Origin of the sequence: Pseudomonas sp. NFACC45 (genome assembly GCF_900113505.1) — a bacterium.
GTDB classification, from domain to species: domain Bacteria; phylum Pseudomonadota; class Gammaproteobacteria; order Pseudomonadales; family Pseudomonadaceae; genus Aquipseudomonas; species Aquipseudomonas tehranensis.
Genome location: NZ_FOPO01000012.1, coordinates 265405 through 284223 on the forward strand (window position 1 = coordinate 265405; position 18819 = coordinate 284223).

At 60.9% G+C, this 18819-nt stretch carries 21 protein-coding genes; 7 read left to right on the plus strand and 14 right to left on the minus strand.

The window, feature by feature from the left end; genetic code table 11:
- Positions 1-192: 192 nt before the first annotated feature.
- Complete coding sequence (acnD, locus tag BM132_RS22575) at positions 193-2784, plus strand: Fe/S-dependent 2-methylisocitrate dehydratase AcnD (protein WP_092458849.1); 2592 nt, start codon at positions 193-195, stop codon at positions 2782-2784.
- A gap of 45 nt (positions 2785-2829) precedes the next feature.
- Positions 2830-4023, plus strand: coding sequence for a 2-methylaconitate cis-trans isomerase PrpF (gene prpF / locus BM132_RS22580; protein ID WP_092458851.1), 1194 nt, complete (start codon positions 2830-2832; stop codon positions 4021-4023).
- Positions 4024-4273: 250 nt separating this feature from the next.
- Here the strand turns inward: prpF and BM132_RS22585 are convergent, their stop codons facing one another.
- From BM132_RS22585 to soxR, 10 genes are all read right to left on the minus strand, one after another.
- A complete protein-coding gene (locus BM132_RS22585; protein WP_092458852.1) occupies positions 4274-5167 on the minus strand; it encodes a metal ABC transporter solute-binding protein, Zn/Mn family in 894 nt (297 codons plus the stop codon).
- Positions 5168-6067, minus strand: a complete 900-nt coding sequence (locus BM132_RS22590) for a metal ABC transporter permease (protein WP_092458854.1) — start codon at positions 6065-6067, stop codon at positions 5168-5170. It lies immediately after the preceding gene.
- The gene (locus tag BM132_RS22595) at positions 6067-6819 is read right to left on the minus strand and encodes a metal ABC transporter ATP-binding protein (protein ID WP_092458856.1); all 753 of its coding nucleotides are present in this window, start codon (positions 6817-6819) and stop codon (positions 6067-6069) included. Before BM132_RS22595 ends, BM132_RS22590 begins: the two co-directional genes overlap by 1 nt.
- Entirely contained in the window at positions 6816-7745 is a 930-nt protein-coding gene (locus tag BM132_RS22600; protein ID WP_092399881.1) for a metal ABC transporter substrate-binding protein, read from the minus strand. The genes BM132_RS22595 and BM132_RS22600 overlap by 4 nt, the downstream gene beginning before the upstream one ends.
- 35 nt (positions 7746-7780) lie before the next feature.
- Positions 7781-8356: a DUF6162 family protein gene (locus tag BM132_RS22605; RefSeq protein ID WP_092458858.1), complete on the minus strand. Its 576-nt coding sequence runs from the start codon at positions 8354-8356 to the stop codon at positions 7781-7783.
- Positions 8353-8679, minus strand: coding sequence for a hypothetical protein (locus BM132_RS22610; RefSeq protein ID WP_092399877.1), 327 nt, complete (start codon positions 8677-8679; stop codon positions 8353-8355). The genes BM132_RS22605 and BM132_RS22610 overlap by 4 nt, the downstream gene beginning before the upstream one ends.
- The gene (locus tag BM132_RS22615; RefSeq protein ID WP_092458860.1) at positions 8676-9218 is read right to left on the minus strand and encodes a thiamine pyrophosphate-binding protein; all 543 of its coding nucleotides are present in this window, start codon (positions 9216-9218) and stop codon (positions 8676-8678) included. The genes BM132_RS22610 and BM132_RS22615 overlap by 4 nt, the downstream gene beginning before the upstream one ends.
- The gene (locus BM132_RS22620; RefSeq protein WP_092458862.1) at positions 9215-10429 is read right to left on the minus strand and encodes a PepSY-associated TM helix domain-containing protein; all 1215 of its coding nucleotides are present in this window, start codon (positions 10427-10429) and stop codon (positions 9215-9217) included. Before BM132_RS22620 ends, BM132_RS22615 begins: the two co-directional genes overlap by 4 nt.
- A gap of 276 nt (positions 10430-10705) precedes the next feature.
- Positions 10706-11167: a VOC family protein gene (locus tag BM132_RS22625; protein ID WP_092458864.1), complete on the minus strand. Its 462-nt coding sequence runs from the start codon at positions 11165-11167 to the stop codon at positions 10706-10708.
- Positions 11168-11272: 105 nt separating this feature from the next.
- The gene (gene soxR, locus BM132_RS22630) at positions 11273-11725 is read right to left on the minus strand and encodes a redox-sensitive transcriptional activator SoxR (RefSeq protein WP_092399869.1); all 453 of its coding nucleotides are present in this window, start codon (positions 11723-11725) and stop codon (positions 11273-11275) included.
- Positions 11726-11821: 96 nt separating this feature from the next.
- Here soxR and BM132_RS22635 point away from each other — a divergent pair, with 96 nt between their 5' ends.
- From BM132_RS22635 to BM132_RS22650, 4 genes are all read left to right on the plus strand, one after another.
- The gene (locus BM132_RS22635; RefSeq protein WP_047228291.1) at positions 11822-12187 is read left to right on the plus strand and encodes an antibiotic biosynthesis monooxygenase; all 366 of its coding nucleotides are present in this window, start codon (positions 11822-11824) and stop codon (positions 12185-12187) included.
- Between the two features lie 116 nt (positions 12188-12303).
- Positions 12304-12570, plus strand: coding sequence for a hypothetical protein (locus BM132_RS22640; protein ID WP_092399865.1), 267 nt, complete (start codon positions 12304-12306; stop codon positions 12568-12570).
- 102 nt (positions 12571-12672) lie between these two features.
- Complete coding sequence (locus BM132_RS22645; protein ID WP_047228293.1) at positions 12673-13287, plus strand: LysE family translocator; 615 nt, start codon at positions 12673-12675, stop codon at positions 13285-13287.
- 108 nt (positions 13288-13395) lie between these two features.
- A complete protein-coding gene (locus BM132_RS22650) occupies positions 13396-15204 on the plus strand; it encodes an aminopeptidase P family protein (protein ID WP_092458866.1) in 1809 nt (602 codons plus the stop codon).
- A 9-nt stretch (positions 15205-15213) separates the two neighbouring features.
- On the opposite strand, the gene BM132_RS22655 is transcribed toward BM132_RS22650, so the two are convergent.
- Both BM132_RS22655 and BM132_RS22660 read right to left on the minus strand, forming a co-directional pair.
- Positions 15214-15804 carry a 2-hydroxychromene-2-carboxylate isomerase gene (locus BM132_RS22655; protein ID WP_092458868.1) on the minus strand — a complete coding sequence of 197 codons (591 nt, stop codon included), beginning with the start codon at positions 15802-15804 and terminating at the stop codon, positions 15214-15216.
- 31 nt (positions 15805-15835) lie between these two features.
- Entirely contained in the window at positions 15836-16564 is a 729-nt protein-coding gene (locus tag BM132_RS22660) for an SDR family oxidoreductase (protein ID WP_092458870.1), read from the minus strand.
- Between the two features lie 90 nt (positions 16565-16654).
- On the opposite strand from BM132_RS22660, the gene BM132_RS22665 reads away from it, so the two are divergent.
- Positions 16655-17224, plus strand: coding sequence for a TetR/AcrR family transcriptional regulator (locus tag BM132_RS22665; RefSeq protein ID WP_092399857.1), 570 nt, complete (start codon positions 16655-16657; stop codon positions 17222-17224).
- Positions 17225-17232: 8 nt separating this feature from the next.
- Here BM132_RS22665 and BM132_RS22670 read toward each other — a convergent pair whose 3' ends face one another.
- On the minus strand, positions 17233-17514 hold the full coding sequence (locus tag BM132_RS22670) for a hypothetical protein (protein WP_092458872.1): 282 nt from the start codon (positions 17512-17514) through the stop codon (positions 17233-17235).
- Between the two features lie 166 nt (positions 17515-17680).
- A complete protein-coding gene (gene rhtA / locus BM132_RS22675; RefSeq protein WP_092399853.1) occupies positions 17681-18568 on the minus strand; it encodes a threonine/homoserine exporter RhtA in 888 nt (295 codons plus the stop codon).
- Positions 18569-18819: the final 251 nt, after the last annotated feature.

The following is an 18819-nucleotide window of genomic DNA, read 5'->3' on the forward strand; positions in this document are numbered from 1 at the left end:
GCGCTGACGCTGCGACTGAAGGAACCGACCCTCCATGTGGGAGCGGGCTTGCTCGCGAAGACGGACTGACATTCAACATCGATGTCGACTGATGCACCGCCTTCGCGAGCAAGCCCGCTCCCACAGTTGATCGAGTTCACTTCAGCGGTTGCGCCAGCCCCTTCTGAAACCACCGTGACCCGAGTGCTGACGATGAACACAGAATTTCGCAAACCGCTGCCCGGCACTTCGCTGGATTATTTCGACGTTCGTGAGGCCGTGGATGCCATCCGGCCGGGCGCTTACGATGGCCTGCCATACACCTCCCGCGTGCTGGCGGAAAACCTGGTGCGTCGCTGCGACCCGGCCACGCTGGGCGAATCGCTGACGCAACTGATCGAGCGCAAGCGCGATCTGGATTTCCCGTGGTTTCCGGCCCGGGTGGTGTGCCATGACATCCTCGGCCAGACCGCCCTGGTGGACCTGGCCGGCCTGCGCGACGCCATTGCCCTGCAGGGTGGCGATCCGGCGCAGGTCAATCCGGTGGTGCCGACCCAACTGATCGTCGACCACTCTCTGGCGGTGGAAAGCGGTGGGGCCGATCCCCAGGCGTTCGCCAAGAACCGCGCCATCGAAGATCGGCGCAACGAAGACCGCTTTCACTTCATCAACTGGACCAAGAAAGCCTTCAAGAACGTCGACGTCATTCCGCCGGGTAACGGGATCATGCACCAGATCAACCTGGAAAAAATGTCGCCGGTGATTCAGCAGCGTGACGGCGTGGCGTTCCCCGATACCTGCGTGGGCACTGACAGCCACACCCCTCACGTCGATGCCTTGGGCGTGATCGCCATCGGCGTCGGCGGCCTGGAAGCCGAAAGCGTCATGCTCGGTCGCGCCTCGTGGATGCGCCTGCCGGAAATCATTGGCGTTGAGCTGACCGGCAAGCTGCAACCGGGCATCACCGCCACCGACATGGTGCTGGCGCTGACCGAATTCCTGCGTAAGCAAAAAGTCGTCGGTGCCTGGCTGGAGTTTTTCGGTGAGGGCGCCCAAGCGCTGACCCTGGGCGACCGTGCGACCATTTCCAACATGGCCCCGGAATATGGCGCTACGGCGGCGATGTTCTACATCGACCAACAGACCATCGATTACCTGAAACTCACTGGCCGCGAAGACGCGCAGGTGCAACTGGTCGAGACCTACGCCAAACAGACTGGCCTGTGGGCCGACACGCTCAAGGGCGCGCAATACGAGCGCGGCTTGACCTTTGATCTATCGTCGGTGGTGCGCAACATGGCGGGTCCCAGCAACCCCCACGCCCGCGTCGCGGTTTCGGATCTGGCCGCCAAGGGTATCTCCGGTCAGTGGGACGATGTGCCCGGGCAAATGCCCGACGGCGCCGTGATCATCGCTGCCATCACCAGTTGCACCAACACCAGCAACCCGCGCAACGTGATCGCTGCCGGCCTGCTGGCGCGCAACGCCAATCGCCTGGGCCTGACCCGCAAGCCATGGGTCAAGTCATCCCTGGCACCCGGTTCGAAAACCGTGGCGCTGTACCTGGATGAAGCCGGCCTGACCTCCGAACTTGAGAAGCTGGGTTTCGGCGTGGTGGCGTTCGCCTGCACCACCTGCAACGGCATGTCCGGTGCACTGGACCCGGTGATCCAACAGGAAATCATCGACCGCGACCTGTACGCCACCGCCGTGCTGTCGGGCAACCGCAACTTCGATGGGCGTATCCATCCGTACGCCAAGCAGGCGTTCCTTGCCTCGCCGCCGCTGGTGGTCGCGTATGCCATCGCCGGGACCATCCGCTTCGACATCGAAAAGGATGTGCTGGGCGTGGTGGACGGTCGCGAGATTCGCCTCAAGGACATCTGGCCGAGCGACGAAGAAATCGATGCGGTGGTCAAGGCCTCGGTGAAGCCGGAGCAGTTCCGCCAGGTGTACATCCCGATGTTCGCCATCCAGGAAGACACCGGGCCGAAAGTCACGCCGCTGTATGACTGGCGTCCACAGAGCACCTACATCCGTCGCCCACCGTACTGGGAAGGGGCATTGGCCGGTGAGCGGCCACTCAAGGGCATGCGCCCGCTGGCGGTGCTGCCGGACAACATCACCACCGATCACCTGTCGCCGTCCAACGCCATCATGCTCGACAGCGCCGCCGGCGAATACCTGGCGAAAATGGGCCTGCCGGAAGAAGACTTCAACTCTTACGCAACCCATCGGGGCGACCACTTGACCGCGCAACGCGCGACCTTTGCCAACCCGAAACTGTTCAACGAGATGGTCCAGGAAAACGGCAAGGTCAAGCAGGGCTCCCTGGCCCGAGTCGAACCGGAAGGCAAGGTCATGCGCATGTGGGAAGCCATAGAAACCTACATGGAGCGCAAGCAGCCGCTGATCATCATTGCCGGTGCCGACTATGGCCAGGGTTCGTCCCGGGACTGGGCGGCCAAGGGAGTGCGTCTGGCCGGTGTCGAGGCGATTGCCGCGGAAGGTTTCGAACGTATCCATCGCACCAATCTGGTGGGGATGGGGGTGTTGCCGCTGGAGTTCCAGCCGGGCACCGATCGCAAGACCCTGGGCATCGACGGCAGTGAGGTCTATGACGTGATCGGCGAGCGCACCCCGCGTGCGACGCTGACCCTGGTCATCACCCGCAAGAACGGTGAGCGCGTTGAGGTCCCGGTGACCTGCCGTCTCGATACCGCCGAAGAAGTGTCGATCTACGAAGCCGGCGGCGTATTGCAACGCTTCGCCCAGGACTTTCTCGAATCGGCGGTTGCCGTTTAAAAATCACTGCTGCGCACACCAACGGGTGTCCGCTTAAGGAGCATCATGGCTCACGCACCGCAAATCAGAATCCCGGCCACTTATATGCGTGGCGGCACCAGCAAAGGCGTGTTTTTCAGTCTGCAAGACCTGCCGCAAGCGGCCCGCGTCCCCGGCCCGGTCCGGGATGCGCTGTTGCTGCGGGTGATCGGCAGCCCGGATCCGTACGAGAAGCAGATCGACGGCATGGGCGGGGCGACGTCCAGCACCAGCAAAACCGTGATCCTGTCCAAGAGCACTCGGGCGGACCACGACGTCGATTACCTGTTCGGTCAGGTGTCCATCGACAAGCCATTCGTGGACTGGAGCGGCAATTGCGGCAACCTGTCGGCGGCGGTCGGTTCGTTTGCCATCAGCAGCGGTCTGGTGGAAGCCGGCCGTATTCCGCAAAACGGCGTGGCGGTAGTGCGGATCTGGCAGGCCAACATCGGCAAGACCATCATCGCCCATGTGCCCATCACCAACGGTGCGGTGCAGGAAACCGGTGACTTCGAGCTCGACGGCGTGACCTTTCCGGCGGCTGAAGTGCAACTGGAATTCATGGACCCGGCGGCCGAGGAAGAGGGCGGTGGTGGCTCGATGTTCCCCACCGGCAACCTGGTGGACGACCTTGAGGTGCCGGGTGTTGGTACCTTCAAGGCGACCCTGATCAACGCCGGCATCCCGACGATCTTCATCAATGCCCGGGACGTCGGTTACACCGGCACTGAACTGCAGAACGCCATCAATGGCGATCCCAAGGCCCTGGCGATGTTCGAAACCATCCGCGCCCACGGCGCCTTGCGCATGGGCCTGATTCAGCACCTGGACGAAGCCGCCCAGCGCCAGCACACACCCAAAGTGGCGTTTGTCGCACCGCCGGCGGACTACATCTCTTCCAGCGGCAAGGCGGTGAAGGCGCAAGACGTCGACTTGCTGGTGCGAGCACTGTCCATGGGCAAACTGCACCACGCGATGATGGGCACCGCGGCGGTCGCCATCGGTACGGCGGCGGCGATCAGCGGCACGCTGGTGAACCTGGCGGCCGGCGGCATCGACCGCAACGCTGTGCGCTTCGGCCATCCCTCCGGCACCTTGCGCGTCGGCGCCGAGGCCAGCCAGGTCACTGGCGAATGGACCGTGAAAAAGGCCATCATGAGCCGCAGTGCGCGGGTATTGATGGAAGGCTTTGTACGGGTGCCGGGGGATGTCCTGAGCTGACATAAAACCTGTGGGAGCGGGCTTGCTCGCGAAAGCGGTCAGACATTCAACATTGATACAGCTGATCCACCGCAATCGCGAGCAAGCTCGGCTCCCACAAATCTGTGATGGATTTGAATTCTGGGTCCGCTGCAAATCCCTTGTGGGAGCGAGCCTGCTCGCGATGAGGCCGGCACAGTCAGCATTGATGTCGCCTGTTCCACCGCCATCGCGAGCAAGCCCGCTCCCACAATTGACCGCATTCCTACGATTAACTACCCGCCAGCGCCGCGACCACCAGTCCCACATTGCTCTCCAGCTCCGCCACGGGGTCGTCGGCGTCGGTGCTGAGCACCAGCAATTGGCTGCCCCCCTCGGTAATGGCGGTGTTCAGCGCCTCCGACGGTTGGCGATGATGCAGCACCAAGGCCACGTCGTTGTCTTTCAGCATCGCGGTCAACTGTTTGAGGGCTTCAGGTGTCCAGTCGGCGTCAGGCCGGGCATCGGTGTTGATCCCGTCCAGATTCAAGCCACTGATCAAGTAGCCGAAATGCTCGCTCAGGCTGACCACGCTCAGGTTGTCGGCACTGGCCAGACGCTTTTCACTGTCGGCACTGAGCTTGAGCAGGCGTTGCTTGAGCGCCGCCAGGTTGGCGTCGACCTTCGGTTTGGCCGTCGGAGCCAGACGCACCAGGTCGGCGGCGATGACATCGGCCATCCGCCCCAGGTTATGGCTGGCCATCCACGGTTGGCTCGCCAGGCCATCGGCCGATCCCGATTGCACGGCAATGCCCGGCAGGGCGCCGTCCACCGGGCGGGCGGCATCGACTTCGACGATGCGGATGTTGCTGCGTCGGGCCATGGGGTACAGCGGATCATCCGGCCACAACGAGCGCAGACCGATCACGGCGTCGGCATCGCGGGCCAGTTTACTCAGGGCTGGCGCGCCACGGCCGCTGAAGTAGGCATTCTGGCGCGTACCGGGAAGATTGGCCGGTGCGGCGCGCTCCAGGCTGACATCGGTGCCCTTGAGCAACGCTTCACCCAAGCCGTAGGTGACTGGCAGCGATGCCAGCAGACGAACCTTTTCGCTGGCGAATGACGAGGTGACGGCCACGCCGCACAACGCGACGGCCAGGGTCAGTTGTCGCAATGAAAAAACCATTTATCCAAGATTCCCTTTGAGGCTGGGGACAACACCCCGGGCAATGGCGGCCAGGGCGAATGCGATGCCGGCCACCAGGATGATCGCGGCTCCGGATGGGATCGGCAGGTCGAAGACAATCGGCGCAAGAATCCCGCACAGGGTGCTGACGGTTGCGATCAGCACGGAGCACCAGAAAAAACCCTTCAACGACTGGCTGAGCAGGCGCGCCGCCGCTGCCGGAATCACCAGCAAGGCCCCCACCAGAATCGCGCCGATGACTTTTACCGCCGCCACGGTGATCAGCGTGACCAACACCACGAACAGATAATCCAGGGTCTTGACCGCCACCCCGCGCACAGCCGCCAGTTGCGGGTTGAAACTGGCGAGCATGATGCGGTTGTACAGCGGCAACGCCAGCGCCATCACCAGTGAACCGACCACCGCCAGCACCAGCAGGTCATTGCCATTGACCGTCAGTACCGAGCCGAACAGCACGTTCTCCAGGATGTGTACGTTGATCTTGCCCGCCAGGACCAGCAGCAGGCTGGCGCCCAGGGCCAGGGACACCGAGAGGAACACGCCGATCAGCGTGTCCGGTGCCAGGCCGGTGCGGTTGCGCAGGTAATTGAGCAGGATGCCGAACAGCAGGCAATAGCCGAACAGGCTGCCGTAGGGCCCGGTGTAGGGTTCGCCGAGCAGGATGCCCACCGCCACCCCGGTCAGCGCCGCGTGGCCCACCGCTTCGGAGAAAAACGCGAAGCGTTTGACCACCACCAGGGTGCCGAGGCCTCCCAGGACTGGACCGATCAACAGCCCGGCGAGCAACGCATTGACCACAAAACCGTAGGCCAGCGCCTCGGGCAGATAACCGGACGAGGCCCAACCCTGGACCATCAAACGAAAGGCTTCGTAACTCATCAGGCGGCGCTCCCGTTCGTGCGTGGGTGAGTGGAGAACAGCGTCAGCAGACGCTCCGGCGTCAGGGTCTGGCGCGGTGGGCCATCGAACAGCACGCGGCGGTTCAGCCCGGTGACGCGGTCAGCCAGGCGCCCGACGGCTTCCAGGTCGTGTTCGATCCACAGCACCGTAATGCCGGCCTGGCGCCAGTCTCGCAGCAGTTGTTCAAACACCTGGATACCGGCCTCGTCCAGCGCAGACATCGGTTCATCCAGCACCAGCAGTTGCGGTGCAGGAATCAGCCCCTGGGCCAGCAACACCCGCTGGCGTTCACCGCCGGACAGTGCGCCCATGCGCCGCTTGCGCTTGTCCTGCATGCCGACCCGTTCCAGGGCCTGGCCGATGGCGCCGACGTAGTGCTTGCTCAGGCCGAGAAAGGCCGGCCGGCGTTGGCACATCGCTGCCATGAAATCATCCACGGTCATAGGCAGGCCGCGGTCGAATTCCAGGGCCTGGGGCACATAACCGATGACACCGGGCTCACCCGGCCATTGCAGGCTCAAACGTCCCTGGTGGGGCATCTGCCCCAGCAAGGTCTTGATCAGCGAACTTTTGCCCCCACCGTTCGGGCCCACCAGCGCATGAATGCTGCCCGGCTGCACCTGGAAGGCCACCGCGTCGAGAATTATGGTGCGGCCCAGGTTCAGGCTGACATCGCCGAACTCGATCAAGGGACCGACGTGTTGCAAGGTGAGCGTTTCCTGGACAGTCATGCGCCGGACTCCTGAATGGCCCGGACCACGGTGTCGAGGTTGCCGGTCATTTCCTTTTCATACTTCTCGGCGCTGTAGTCTCCGTAGGAAATGTGCGAGAGCGGGTACAGTTTTACCCCCGACTCCCGCTGGATGGTGTCGACGTAGGTGGACGGAAAGTCCATCTCCGAGAAGATCACTTTTACGTCCAGCTCACGCAGTTGGTCGATGGTTTTTTTCAGCTGGCTCGGGCTTGGCTCGATGCCATGGGCCGGCTCGACCACGGCGGTGACCTCCAGGCCGAACTCGCGCAGCAGGTAATCGTAGGCGGCGTGGACCGTGGCGACCCGCAACTCGGCATTGGGGGCCTGGGTCAGCTTTGCCAGGGCCGCGGCCCGCATTTGCCGCAGGCGCTTGCCATAGGCGCGGGCGTTCTGGGTGTAGGCGCGGGCGTTGTCCGGATCAAGCTTGCCCAGTTCCCGGGCGATGTTATTGACCTGGGCAATGGAGGCGCTGATGGACAGGAAGGTATGCGGGTTCACGACCTTGCCGGCGCCCCGGGCGGCGATACCGGTGGCGGCGAGCAACGGTACATTTTCGTTGGCTTCGATCACCTTCACGTTCGGAGTTTCGCTGGCGGCGATCATCCGGTCGGCGAAGTCGTCATGGCCTACGCCGTTGAGCACGATCACATCGAGACCACTGATGCGCTTGATGTCCTCGGCACGCGGCTCATAGGCATGAGGGTTGAAACCGGCCGGGATCAGCGGTACCACTTCGGCCTTGTCGCCGACGATGTTGGCCACGTAGCTGTAATAAGGGTGCAGGGTGATGCCGATACGCAGGCGCTTGGCCGCTTCGGCGCTGGCCAGTGGGGTAAACAGGCAGGCGAGCAGGCCGATCAGCAGCAGGCCCAGCAAAGGGCGGCGTTGAAATGCAATAGACATGGGCAAACGGTCTTCTCTCGAATGAGGGCGTGGGGTCAGTGCCGGTGCTGGCGGGTTACGCCGGCGTCGAACTGCGCGACGATCTGTTTCCAGCCGGCGGCGGACAAAGCGCTATCGTCCAGATCGCTGGAGACGGCGACGCTGTTGCCGCGATTGAGCCAGATGTCCGGGGCGGCGTCGGATGCTTCGCCGATGCGCATCAGAAATGAACCGGCGACGGATGGATTTGCACTGGCGCCGAAGTAGGCCCGGTTCTCAACCTGCCGCCAGACATGTCCGCCTCGACTGACGGAGCTGGCGTCCTGAGCGAACGGGGCAAAGCCCTCTTCGGCCAGGATTTTCGGGGTGGGCAGGGACTGTTGGTCTTCGCGTAGCAGACGGATCTCATCCAGGGTCACCCGCAGGTCGGCATAGATGCCTTGCTCGGCAGCGCTGAGATCGCGGCGGGCGTCAACTTGATGGGCTGGCACATCGCTGACGTCCTGGGTTTCACCGTGCCAGGCCACTACCGACCCGGCCACCAGAATGATGATCAGGCACAGCAGCAACACATACAGGGTTTCATGGCCGGCGCCGACGGGGCGGATCACTTGGGTGGTGGGATTGCTCATGGGGCCTCGATATCGGCTTGGTCGATTTCCACCACGTGGCCGGGGCCGGCGTCGAAGAGTACGTAGAACTCGGCGTTGGGCTTCTTGAACGTCAGCGTGGAATCGGCGCCAAGTTTGCCTGGCACCAGGATGGTTTCGTCGTAGCCGATCACATCCAGGGTCACCCCGGGCGCGCCACTGCCGTCGGAAAAACCGCCGGTGCACTGGATCTGCTCAGCGTCGATGGCCTTGCATTCACACATCGGGTTATGGGCCAGGGCGTTGCTGCTGGCACCTGCGCAGAGCAGCAGCGCCAGGCCGTTGAGGTAAGTGCGCAGGGTCATGGTCGGGCTCCTTGGGACTTCAGCCAGGCAACAGTGGCCGGGGAGGCCTGGCTCAGGGGAATGGAGGCCTGGTGCATCGAACCGTCCCAGCCTTCAAGGGTGATCCACAGTTCGGCGTCGGGCCGGGTTTTTTGCGGCACCGGCAACAAGGCGCCCATGCGATAGGGCGAACCGAAGAAAATCACCCCGGCGGCCCGCAGGCTGCGAGGTTTGCCGATGCGTAGATAAGTGGCCTTGACCTGGCTGATGCAGCTTTGGCACAGCGCGGCGTTGAAATGCTTCATGTGCCCGGCCGGGCCGTTGAGGCGAGGGGCTTCGTCGCGAAATTCGGCCAGGCGCAGGCTCCACGGTCCGACCTGGACTTCGCCGACTTCCCGTTCACCCAGCCCGGCATCGCCGCGGAACAACGCGGCCTCGGAAAAATACTTGGGCATGAAACCCAGAGGAATCAGCAACAACAGCACGTTGATGTGGAATCGCCATTTGTGCCAGAACAGACTCAGGCGTGACGGGGGCGTGGCGGTGGTGGATGAGGTCACAGGTTGCCCTCCGGTGATTCACGATGAATGGACGGCTGCAAGAGCGACGAAGTCCGGGCCTCCCGTGAGGGTTTTTGGTTGCGCTTGAAGGCGTTTGCGGTGGCCAGGGCGGTGCGCTTGGTCCAGATCAGCAGTCCGCTGAGCACCATCATGCTCAGGACCAGACCAAAGAAGAACCAGATGAGCTTGATCCAGATGCCGCCGAAGTCCCCGGTGTGCAACGGACGCATGGATTCGGTGACGAACTCCAGCGCTGTGCGGTCCGACAGCAATCGCGAAGCGGCGATCTCACCGTTATAGGGATTGATGGTGGCGGTCTGGAACATCAACGGATACCAACCGCGTCCACCGATTTCCAAATGGCTATAAGCGTTGCCGGGGAGGCTGACAAAACTCGTTTCCAGGCCAGGGATTTGCTGGCGGGCGATTTCAATCGCGCGGTCCAGGTTCAGTTGTGGTGGCGCGGTACCGTCGGCTGACAGCGGGACACTTTCACGTGATACCACCGGAATGACCGGTGCGCTGGAAATGGAAATCTGGTTGTCCGACAGCAACGCCTCGATCAGGAACCAGGTGCCGGTAATGGAAATGACCGCGATGAACCAGATCGACCAGATGCCGCTGAGCCTGTGGAAATCGCCCCAGAAAATGCGTGCGCCGTGGCGGATCCGCAGGGTCGGACGGAAAAAACCCTTCCAGAAACGCTTGTAGACCACCAGCCCGGTCACCAGGGATGCCAGCAGCGGCAGGCCGAGGAGTGACACCAGGTACCATCCCCAGCTGTAACCATTGGTGAACGGCACCAGCCACCAGCCATGCAAGGCACGGGTAAAGCCTTTGAAATTGAACGTCGGCGCCGAGCCCTGGATGATGCCGCTGTATGGGTTGACGTAGATCTTGTCGGGGCGCCCGTCGGGGTAGGTCACGCCGACCTCCAGGGCAAAATGCGACTCATCCGGGCGTACGATGCTCTGCACCTGGGTTTGCGCCTGGGCTTGCTTGATGGCGGCGACGACCTGGTCGTAGCTGAGCAGCGCTGCGTCGTCCGAGGGTTTGCTGGCGCGCATCTCAGGATTGACCAGCCAGACGATTTCCTGGCTGACCACCGCCAGCGTGCCGGTGACGCAAACGATGAGGACGAAAAACCAGATGGGCAGTGCCAACCAGCTATGAACCAGGAACCAGAGTTTGGAGCGGGATTTCTTCGACATGGTTTGAACGTCTTGATTCGATGAAAGGCTCGGTATTACGGGCTTCGTAATCCCTTGAACCCTGAAAAAACCGGCCGTGGCTTTTGCCGACGCGGCCTGCTGCATCTAATTAAGACGAACGAGCAACGGAAATCCCGAAGCGAAAGATGAAAGAAAATGTTTCGCGTTTACTGATCGCAGCTATTTCCACCCATTCTGAAGCCAACCGAATAGGCGAAACACGCAAAAAACTCTGGCCAGGGGGTAGATCCCCTGGCCACAAGAGCAGGTGAGCCGTCAGCCCTGCTGTTGAAACATCGCCCTGGCCCGCTGTTCAATCTGTTCCTGAGTCAGATCCTCCTTGTGCGTAGCCAGAAACCACACATGCCCAAAGGGGTCTTTCAAGGTGCCGCTGCGATCACCATAGAATTGATCCTTGACCTCGGAAATCACCGTGCCACCAGCGGCAATCGCTTGGGCGAACGCATTGTCCACATCTTCGACATAGAGATGCAGACCTACCGGTACTGATTGCTCGGGGCTACGCAGTGGCCCTTGGTCACAAGGCGTGCCGAGCATGATCGGGCAATCGCCAATCCGCAGCTCGGCATGACCGACGTCCCCGTTCGGCATGTCCAGGCGCATGACCTCGGTGGCATTGAAGGCTTTTTTGTAGAAATCGATGGCTTCGGCGGCTTTTTGGATGCCCAGGTAGGGCGTGATGCTGTGGAAACCTTCAGGAATGGCTTTGACACCCATGACGATTCTCCTTTTTGTGATGGGGAGGCGCAGAGGCCTTGGCCGATTTGCGCCCATCCACTATAGGACAGTGAGTTGGGGGCGGCGCATGACCCGACGAGCGTTTCACGGCGGGTCCAGCAGATGCGCTCCCGGCCCGCGCTTGCCCAACACATCGCCCTGATTGCGCAGCGGGCAACCTTCCATCGACAGGCAACCGCAACCGATGCAGCCGTTGAGTCGATCGCGCAGCGCCATCAAGTGGTTGATGCGCTGATCCAGCTCGCGGCTCCACTGGGCTGAAAGGATCTTCCAGTCGTTCGCCGTTGGCGCGCGGTCGTCCGGCAAGGTTTTCAAGGCGTTGCCGATTTCGGCCAACGGAATGCCCAGGCCTTGGGCGACCTTGATCAGCGCCACGCGCCGCAACACTTCTCGTGGATAGCGGCGTTGGTTGCCCTGGTTACGATTACTTTTGATCAGTCCCTTGGATTCATAGAAGTGCAGGGCAGTCACGGCCACGCCGCTGCGGGCGGCCACTTGGCCGACGGTAAGTTCTTTGTGGGCGTTTATCTGTGTCATCGCCTACATTCTCTGCTTGACCTTGAGTTAACTAGAGGTTTTACCCTGCACGCCATCGGACCGCAAGATCCGCCCTACGTACAGCGAGGACCTTCCATGCAATCACCAAGGAACAATCAGAGTTTTACCCAGTTGATGGAGTTCGACATCGAACCTCAATGGCAACAGGCGCTGGTGACGGCCCTGTCAGAACAGACCGAGCGCCTGGCCCGGGGGCATGCGGGATTTCTGAGTGCCAGTATTCAGGTCAGCGAGGACGGACGACGGGTTCTCAACTATTTGCATTGGCAAAACCGCGAGGCGGGCGAAGCGGCGTTTCAGAGTTTCGAGCGCGGTGAGCAGGATTTCTGGCGGCTGATCCAGGCCCATAGGGCCAAGGCCGTGACATTTGGCTCGTTCCAGGTGTTGCGCAACATCGAACGCAGTGCCGACAACGCGCTGCATTGCCAGTTGGTCGGTTAAGTGCAACGGACGATCCGCGTCAGCGATACCCACTATCAAAAGGGGTGATTTCTGCCGTGCAGAGCCGGCGGGTAGCCTTTGTTCATTGCCCCACTTCAGAACATTGGATACTTGCCATGAATCGGACTTTTGCTGTTTTGCTGCTGTTAACGGCCACTGTGTTGAGCGGCTGCGCTTCTTCGTCGCCGGAGTTGCGCCCCTACACCGCCGAAGAAACCCGTGAACTGGCCCTTGAAGCCTTGAATCGCCGGGGGCTGTCGTTCGAGGAATATCATGCGAAAAAAGCCGAGTTGCTCGGTCCTTCGCAGAAAAACGTGGGTTTCGACGACCAGGGGCAAATGAGCGCCGAGCGAGCCATCAAGCTGCCGGGGCGGCCGAGCTGAGAGACTGTACCGCTCGAAGTTTTGCCTAACTGTCCATGGGTTTGGCTCAGGACGTGGGGTAGGGTCATGACTTGACTGACCGTCCCAATGGATACGCCTGCCATGACTCTTTCGCTAGACCTGTTGCTGGGCTTCGCCCTGTTTGCCCTGGTGACTTCGATCACCCCCGGCCCCAACAACACCATGTTGCTGGCCTCGGGTGTCAACTTCGGTTTCAACCGCACGATTCCTCACATGCTGGGCATCACCTGCGGCTTCTTTTCCTTGGTGCTGGCGGTGGGTCTTGGCCTGGGTGCGGTGTTCCAGACCTACCCTCTGCTCTACACCGTACTGCGCTACGTCGGAGCGACCTACCTGTTGTACCTGGCGTGGAAAATCGCCCACTCCGGGCCAGTTTCTGAAAACCGGCCAGGGGACAGCACGCCCATCAGCTATTGGGGGGCGGCGGCGTTTCAGTGGGTCAATCCCAAGGCCTGGATCATGGCCATCGGCGCCATCAGCACCTACACGCCGCTTCAAGGTTATTTCTTCAATGTGGTGGTTATCGCCGCGGTGTTTGCCCTGATCAACCTGCCGAGCGTAAGCCTGTGGGTGGTGTGCGGCAGCCTGTTACGCAATCTTTTGCGTGATCGTCGCTGGCTGCGCCTGTTCAACTGGGGGATGGCGCTGTTGTTGGTCGCCTCGTTGTATCCGTTGCTGCTCGAAAGCATCGGCTGAGGGCTGAGCTTGGGGCGGATGCCTGTTAAGCTCGCTGATCAGTCGCTGTGGTTGATATCCAGAGCCCTTGGTGCCAGCGAACAACACTATTTACGATCAGGAGAAATGATGAGTACCGAGCCTTTGACCCATGGACTGGTTCCCCAGCGCCTGGCCCGAATCCGCCAATTGATGAATCGCGAAGGCATTCACGCATTGCTGGTGCCATCGGCCGACCCGCATCTGTCGGAATACCTGCCGGGCTATTGGCAAGGACGGCAATGGCTGTCGGGGTTTCATGGCTCGGTTGGGACACTGATCGTCACGGCGGACTTCGCGGGCGTCTGGGCCGACAGCCGTTATTGGGAGCAGGCCACCAAGGAGCTTGAAGGCAGCGGTATTGAATTGGTCAAACTCATTCCCGGTCAGGCTGGCCCGCTGGATTGGCTGGCCGAACAGACGCCTGAAGGTGCAACGGTGGCGGTTGATGGCGCGGTCATGGCTGTGGCGTCGGCCCGGACCCTGAGCGACAAGCTTGAGGCCCGCGGGGCGCGGTTGCGCACCGACATGGATCTGCTCAAGGAGGCCTGGAGCGACCGCCCAAGCCTGCCGAACCAACCGGTTTATGCCCATCTGCCGCCGCAGGCGACCGTCAGCCGGGTCGAGAAACTCGCCAAGCTGCGCGAAACCCTCAAGGAGCGCAGCGCCGACTGGCATTTCATCGCCACGCTGGATGACATCGCCTGGCTGTTCAACCTGCGCGGCGCGGATGTGTCGTTCAACCCCGTATTCGTTTCCTTTGCCTTGATCAGCCAGCAACAGGCAACGCTGTTCGTGGCCCTGGATAAGGTCGATGCACCACTGCGTGCCGTTCTTGAACAGGACGGCGTGACCTTGCGTGATTACAGTGAGGCCGCTGCCGCATTGCGGGAAGTGCCCAATGGCGCGAGCCTGCAAATCGATCCGGCGCGCGTCACGGTCGGTTTGCTGGATAATCTGGACAGTGGCGTGAAGCTGGTTGAGGGACTCAATCCCACGACGCTGGCCAAGTCCCGCAAAAGCCTGGCCGACGCCGAGCACATTCGTCGGGCCATGGAGCAGGACGGCGCGGCGCTCTGCGAGTTCTTTGCCTGGCTGGAAAGCGCCTGGGGTCGCGAGCGCATCACCGAACTGACCATCGATGAGCACCTGACCGCGGCCCGCACTCGTCGGCCGGAGTTTGTTTCCCTGAGCTTCAATACCATCGCCGCGTTCAACGCCAACGGCGCGATGCCCCATTACCACGCCACGGAGCAAGCCCACGCGGTCATCGAGGGCGATGGCTTGCTGCTGATTGATTCCGGTGGACAATACCTCGGGGGTACCACCGACATCACCCGTATGGTGCCGGTCGGAACGCCTACCGTGGAGCAGAAGCGTGATTGCACTCGCGTGCTCAAGGGCGTGATTGCCTTGTCTCGCGCCAAATTCCCACGGGGCATTCTGTCGCCGTTGCTGGACGCCATCGCCCGCGCGCCGATCTGGGCCGAGCAGGTGGATTACGGTCATGGCACCGGCCACGGCGTCGGTTACTTTCTCAACGTTCATGAAGGCCCGCAGGTGATTGCCTATCAGGCCGCCGCCGCGCCGCAAACGGCGATGCAGGCGGGCATGATCACCTCTATCGAACCGGGTACTTATCGCCCGGGCCGTTGGGGGGTACGCATCGAGAACCTGGTGTTGAACCGCGAGGCGGGGAGCAGCGAGTTCGGCGAGTTCCTCGAGTTCGAAACCCTGACCCTGTGCCCGATCGACACGCGCTGCTTGGAGCCGTCCTTGCTGACCCAGGACGAAAAAGACTGGTTCAACGCCTACCACGCCGAGGTTCAGCGTCGATTGAGTCCGTTGCTGGAGGGCGACGCGCTGCAATGGCTGAACACGCGGACGCTGGCGATCTGACGTAAGGCATCAGCCCAAGGCTTCACGGACGAAGTCCAGTCGATCCTGGCCGAAGAACAGCTCGTCGCCGACGAACATGCTCGGGGCGCCGAACACGCCCCGTTTAATCGCTTCTTCGGTGGTGATCTTGAGTGCTTCCTTGACCTGCTCGTTGCTCGTCAGGGCCAGCACACGATCGGGATCAAAATTGCTTTGGTTCAAAACCTGCGCGACTGTTGCCGGGTCGTTGAGATTGCGGCCGTCCACCCACAGGGCGCGAAACAGGCAATCGATGAAGGCCTCGAATCGTTCGGGATGATGCAGTTGCATGCCGGTCACGGCGCGCATCAGTAACAGCGTATTGATCGGGAAGTGCGGATTGAGCTTGAAGTCAACGCCGTAGCGGTTGGCGAAGCGATTCAAATCCTTGAATAGATAAGGCCCCTTGGCCGGCACGGTAACCGGTGACGCATTGCCGGTCGCCTTGAAGACGCCGCCAAGCAGCATCGGACGATAGATCAACTGGCTGTTGGTTTGCGCGCACAGGGTCGGTAGTTGGGTATAGGCCAGGTAGGTGGTCGGGCTGCCGAGGTCGAAGAAAAACTCCACGGATTTGCTCATGGTATCTGCTCTCTTGTTATTGTGAGGGGGGTTACCAGCGTTCGCTCCAGGGACGCAGGTCCAGCTCGAAGGTCCAGGCGTCGCGGGGTTGGGTGTGCAGATACCAATAGTTGTCGGCGATGTGTTCGGGATTGAGAATGCCGTCCGCATCCTTGGTTGCATATTTTTCCGGAAAGTTATCGCGGATGAAGTCGGTGTCGATGGCGCCGTCCACCACCACATGGGCCACATGAATATTCATCGGGCCCAGTTCACGGGCCATGCTTTGAGCCAATGCGCGGATGCCATGTTTGGCCCCTGCAAAGGCGGCGAACCCTGAAGCCCCACGCAGTCCCGCCGTGGCCCCGGTGAACAGAATCGTTCCGCGCTGGCGCGAGGCCATGCGTTTGGCCACTTCCCGGGCATTGAGAAAACCGGAAAAACAGGCCATCTCCCAAATCTTGAAATATTTGCGCGCGGTCTCTTCAAGGATGCTGCAGGGCACGTTGGCGCCGATGTTGAATACAAAGGCTTCAATCGGACCGATCTGGCTTTCGATTTGCTCGATCAGCGCGATCACCTCGTCTTCCTTGCGCGCGTCACAGGCAAAACCATGAGCATCACCGCCCTGAGCCCGAATTGAATCGACCAATGGCGCGAGTTTGTCAGCGCTGCGGCGGGTAACACAGGCCACGAAACCTTCCTGCGCAAAACGTTTGGCTATTGCGCCTCCGGTTGCATCGCCTGCGCCAACAACCAGTACGACCTTCTTGTTATTCATGATTAGCCTCATTGGTAAACGATCGTTAGCTAAACGGACGTTATGCTAAGATCCGACGAGCGTCAAGGTGGGCAATCAGAGGCCAGATATATGCGTTATTCAGCCAATCACAAATTGGAGACCCGAGAGAAACTGCTCGCCAGCAGTGCCATGTCCGCCAAGAAATCGGGGTTTTCCACCGTCGGTGTCGATGGCCTGATGAAGGCGATCGGCTTGAGCGGTGGGGCGTTCTACAGTCACTTCTCATCCAAGGATGAGCTTTTCAAGACGATCGTCGAGCGAGAGTTGGCCCAAAGCCTGGAGCGCTTGAGTGGTGAGAAGGTTCTGGACTCACGGAAACTGGAGCGATGTCTCAAGCAGTACCTGAGCATGAGTCACGTCGAACAGCCCGAGGCAGGTTGTGCGCTGCCGGTGCTGGGGGCCGAGATCGCACGATCGGATGTGCAGGTGAGGGAGGCGGCGCAAACATGGATCTGTCGTTTGCATGAAAGCTGGGCGCGGATACTGGGAAGCGAAAGCCTGGCCTGGGCCATTCTGTCGCAATGCGTGGGCGCGTTGGTGGTCGCGCGCATGCTGGCCACGCCAGAGGTCCAGCGTGATGTCCTCAGGTCCAGCCATGATGAGATCAGTCGTCGAATGGCCGAACGGCGGCCCGACTGACCCGCCGGCTATTTACAGATGACGATCATGCTGCGGCTGGTATAGCCGGCGGGGTTGAGTCCGAAAGGATAATCCCCCGGCTCCTCGACGGCGTCGCCCGACTTTGCGATCACCCTGTAACCTTTGGGGGCGCATGAATTGGCGGCGCTGGCGGCGCATTGTTCCCAGGACGAGGACAGGCCGGAGCAGTTGATGTGCAAACCCTTTTTACCGCGTTTGACTTCAGTTCTGGTGGTCGCTGCGCAGCCCGCAATTGCAAGCACAACGATCAATATCAAAATTCGTTTCATTCCCGTCCTTATCACCGCCGCGGATCTTATGTCTGCGTGCGATTGTGTTCGCTTTTGTTTTAAGCGTTCGTGACGTCCTGTATGAAAATTCCATGTCTGACATTAGGTTACGGGCTAAACATGGCCTAAATGTGCGGTAAATACCAGAGCTTCGTTAAATCCTGCCTCAATCAACCGCGATGGCGGGCTTCGCGGCGCTACCCATCGTCAGCGTTGCGCCGACTGACGCCAGGATGATGCAGCCAATGGCGGCCCACTGAGCCAGGGATAAGTACTCCTGGAGAAACACCAGTCCTGACAGAGCACCGAAGGCAGGTTCTATGCTCATGAGTGTGCCGAAAGTACGGGCTGGCATTCGTGTGAGGGAGATCATCTCCAGCGTGTAGGGCAGGGCAGTGGACAGAATGGCGACGCCAATGGCGATCGGAATCAGGCTCGGCGTCAGTAATGCGGCCCCTGCGTGGACGATACCGATAGGCGCGACGAAGAGGGCCGCGATCATTACCCCCAGGGCGGCGGTTTGCACGCCGTTGTCCGCGCCGGCCTTCTGGCCAAACAGGATGTACAACGCCCAGCAGAATCCGGCACCCAGGGCATAACCAGCGCCGACCAAGTCAATACCGCTGCTGGTGGCTCCAGTGGGTATCAATAGAAGCAGGCCGGTGATCGCCAGGGCAATCCAGAGAAAATCGATGGCCCGACGCGAAGCGTAAATGGCAACCGCCAGAGGGCCGGTGAATTCCAGTGCCACGGCAATTCCCAGCGGAACCGTTTGCAGTGACATATAGAAAAGAAAGTTCATGCCGCCCAACGCCATCCCGTAGACGATCACGGTGCGCAGGGATTGTGCTGAGAGTTTGGCGCGCCATGGCCGCAGCAACAGCAGCATGATGAGGCTGGCAAAGATAAGCCGCAGCGTCGTGGTGCCTTGTGCGCCCACAATCGGGAACATGCTTTTGGCAAGTGAAGCCCCCGACTGGATGGATGCCATGGCAATCAATAGAAGGGCGACCGGGTAAAGGGTGGTTGCCAGGCTGCGATGTGGGAGAGTCATTACTAAGCGTCGTCCAAGATAAAAGCGGGGGGAAGGCTGGTTTGCGCAATATACTGCGCAATCGCAGCGATTCCGTCTATATATAAGGCGGATTTCAGCGAGCTGTGTCTGGCTGGGTAGAAAAACGAAATTAAGGGTTGACGGCAAATTCTGGACGTCTATAATTCGCCCCACTTCCGGCGCAGTCGAAACGGAAAACTCCTTGAGTTTCAATGAGTTAAGTAGGTTTCGAAGGTGCAGGGCTTCAGGTC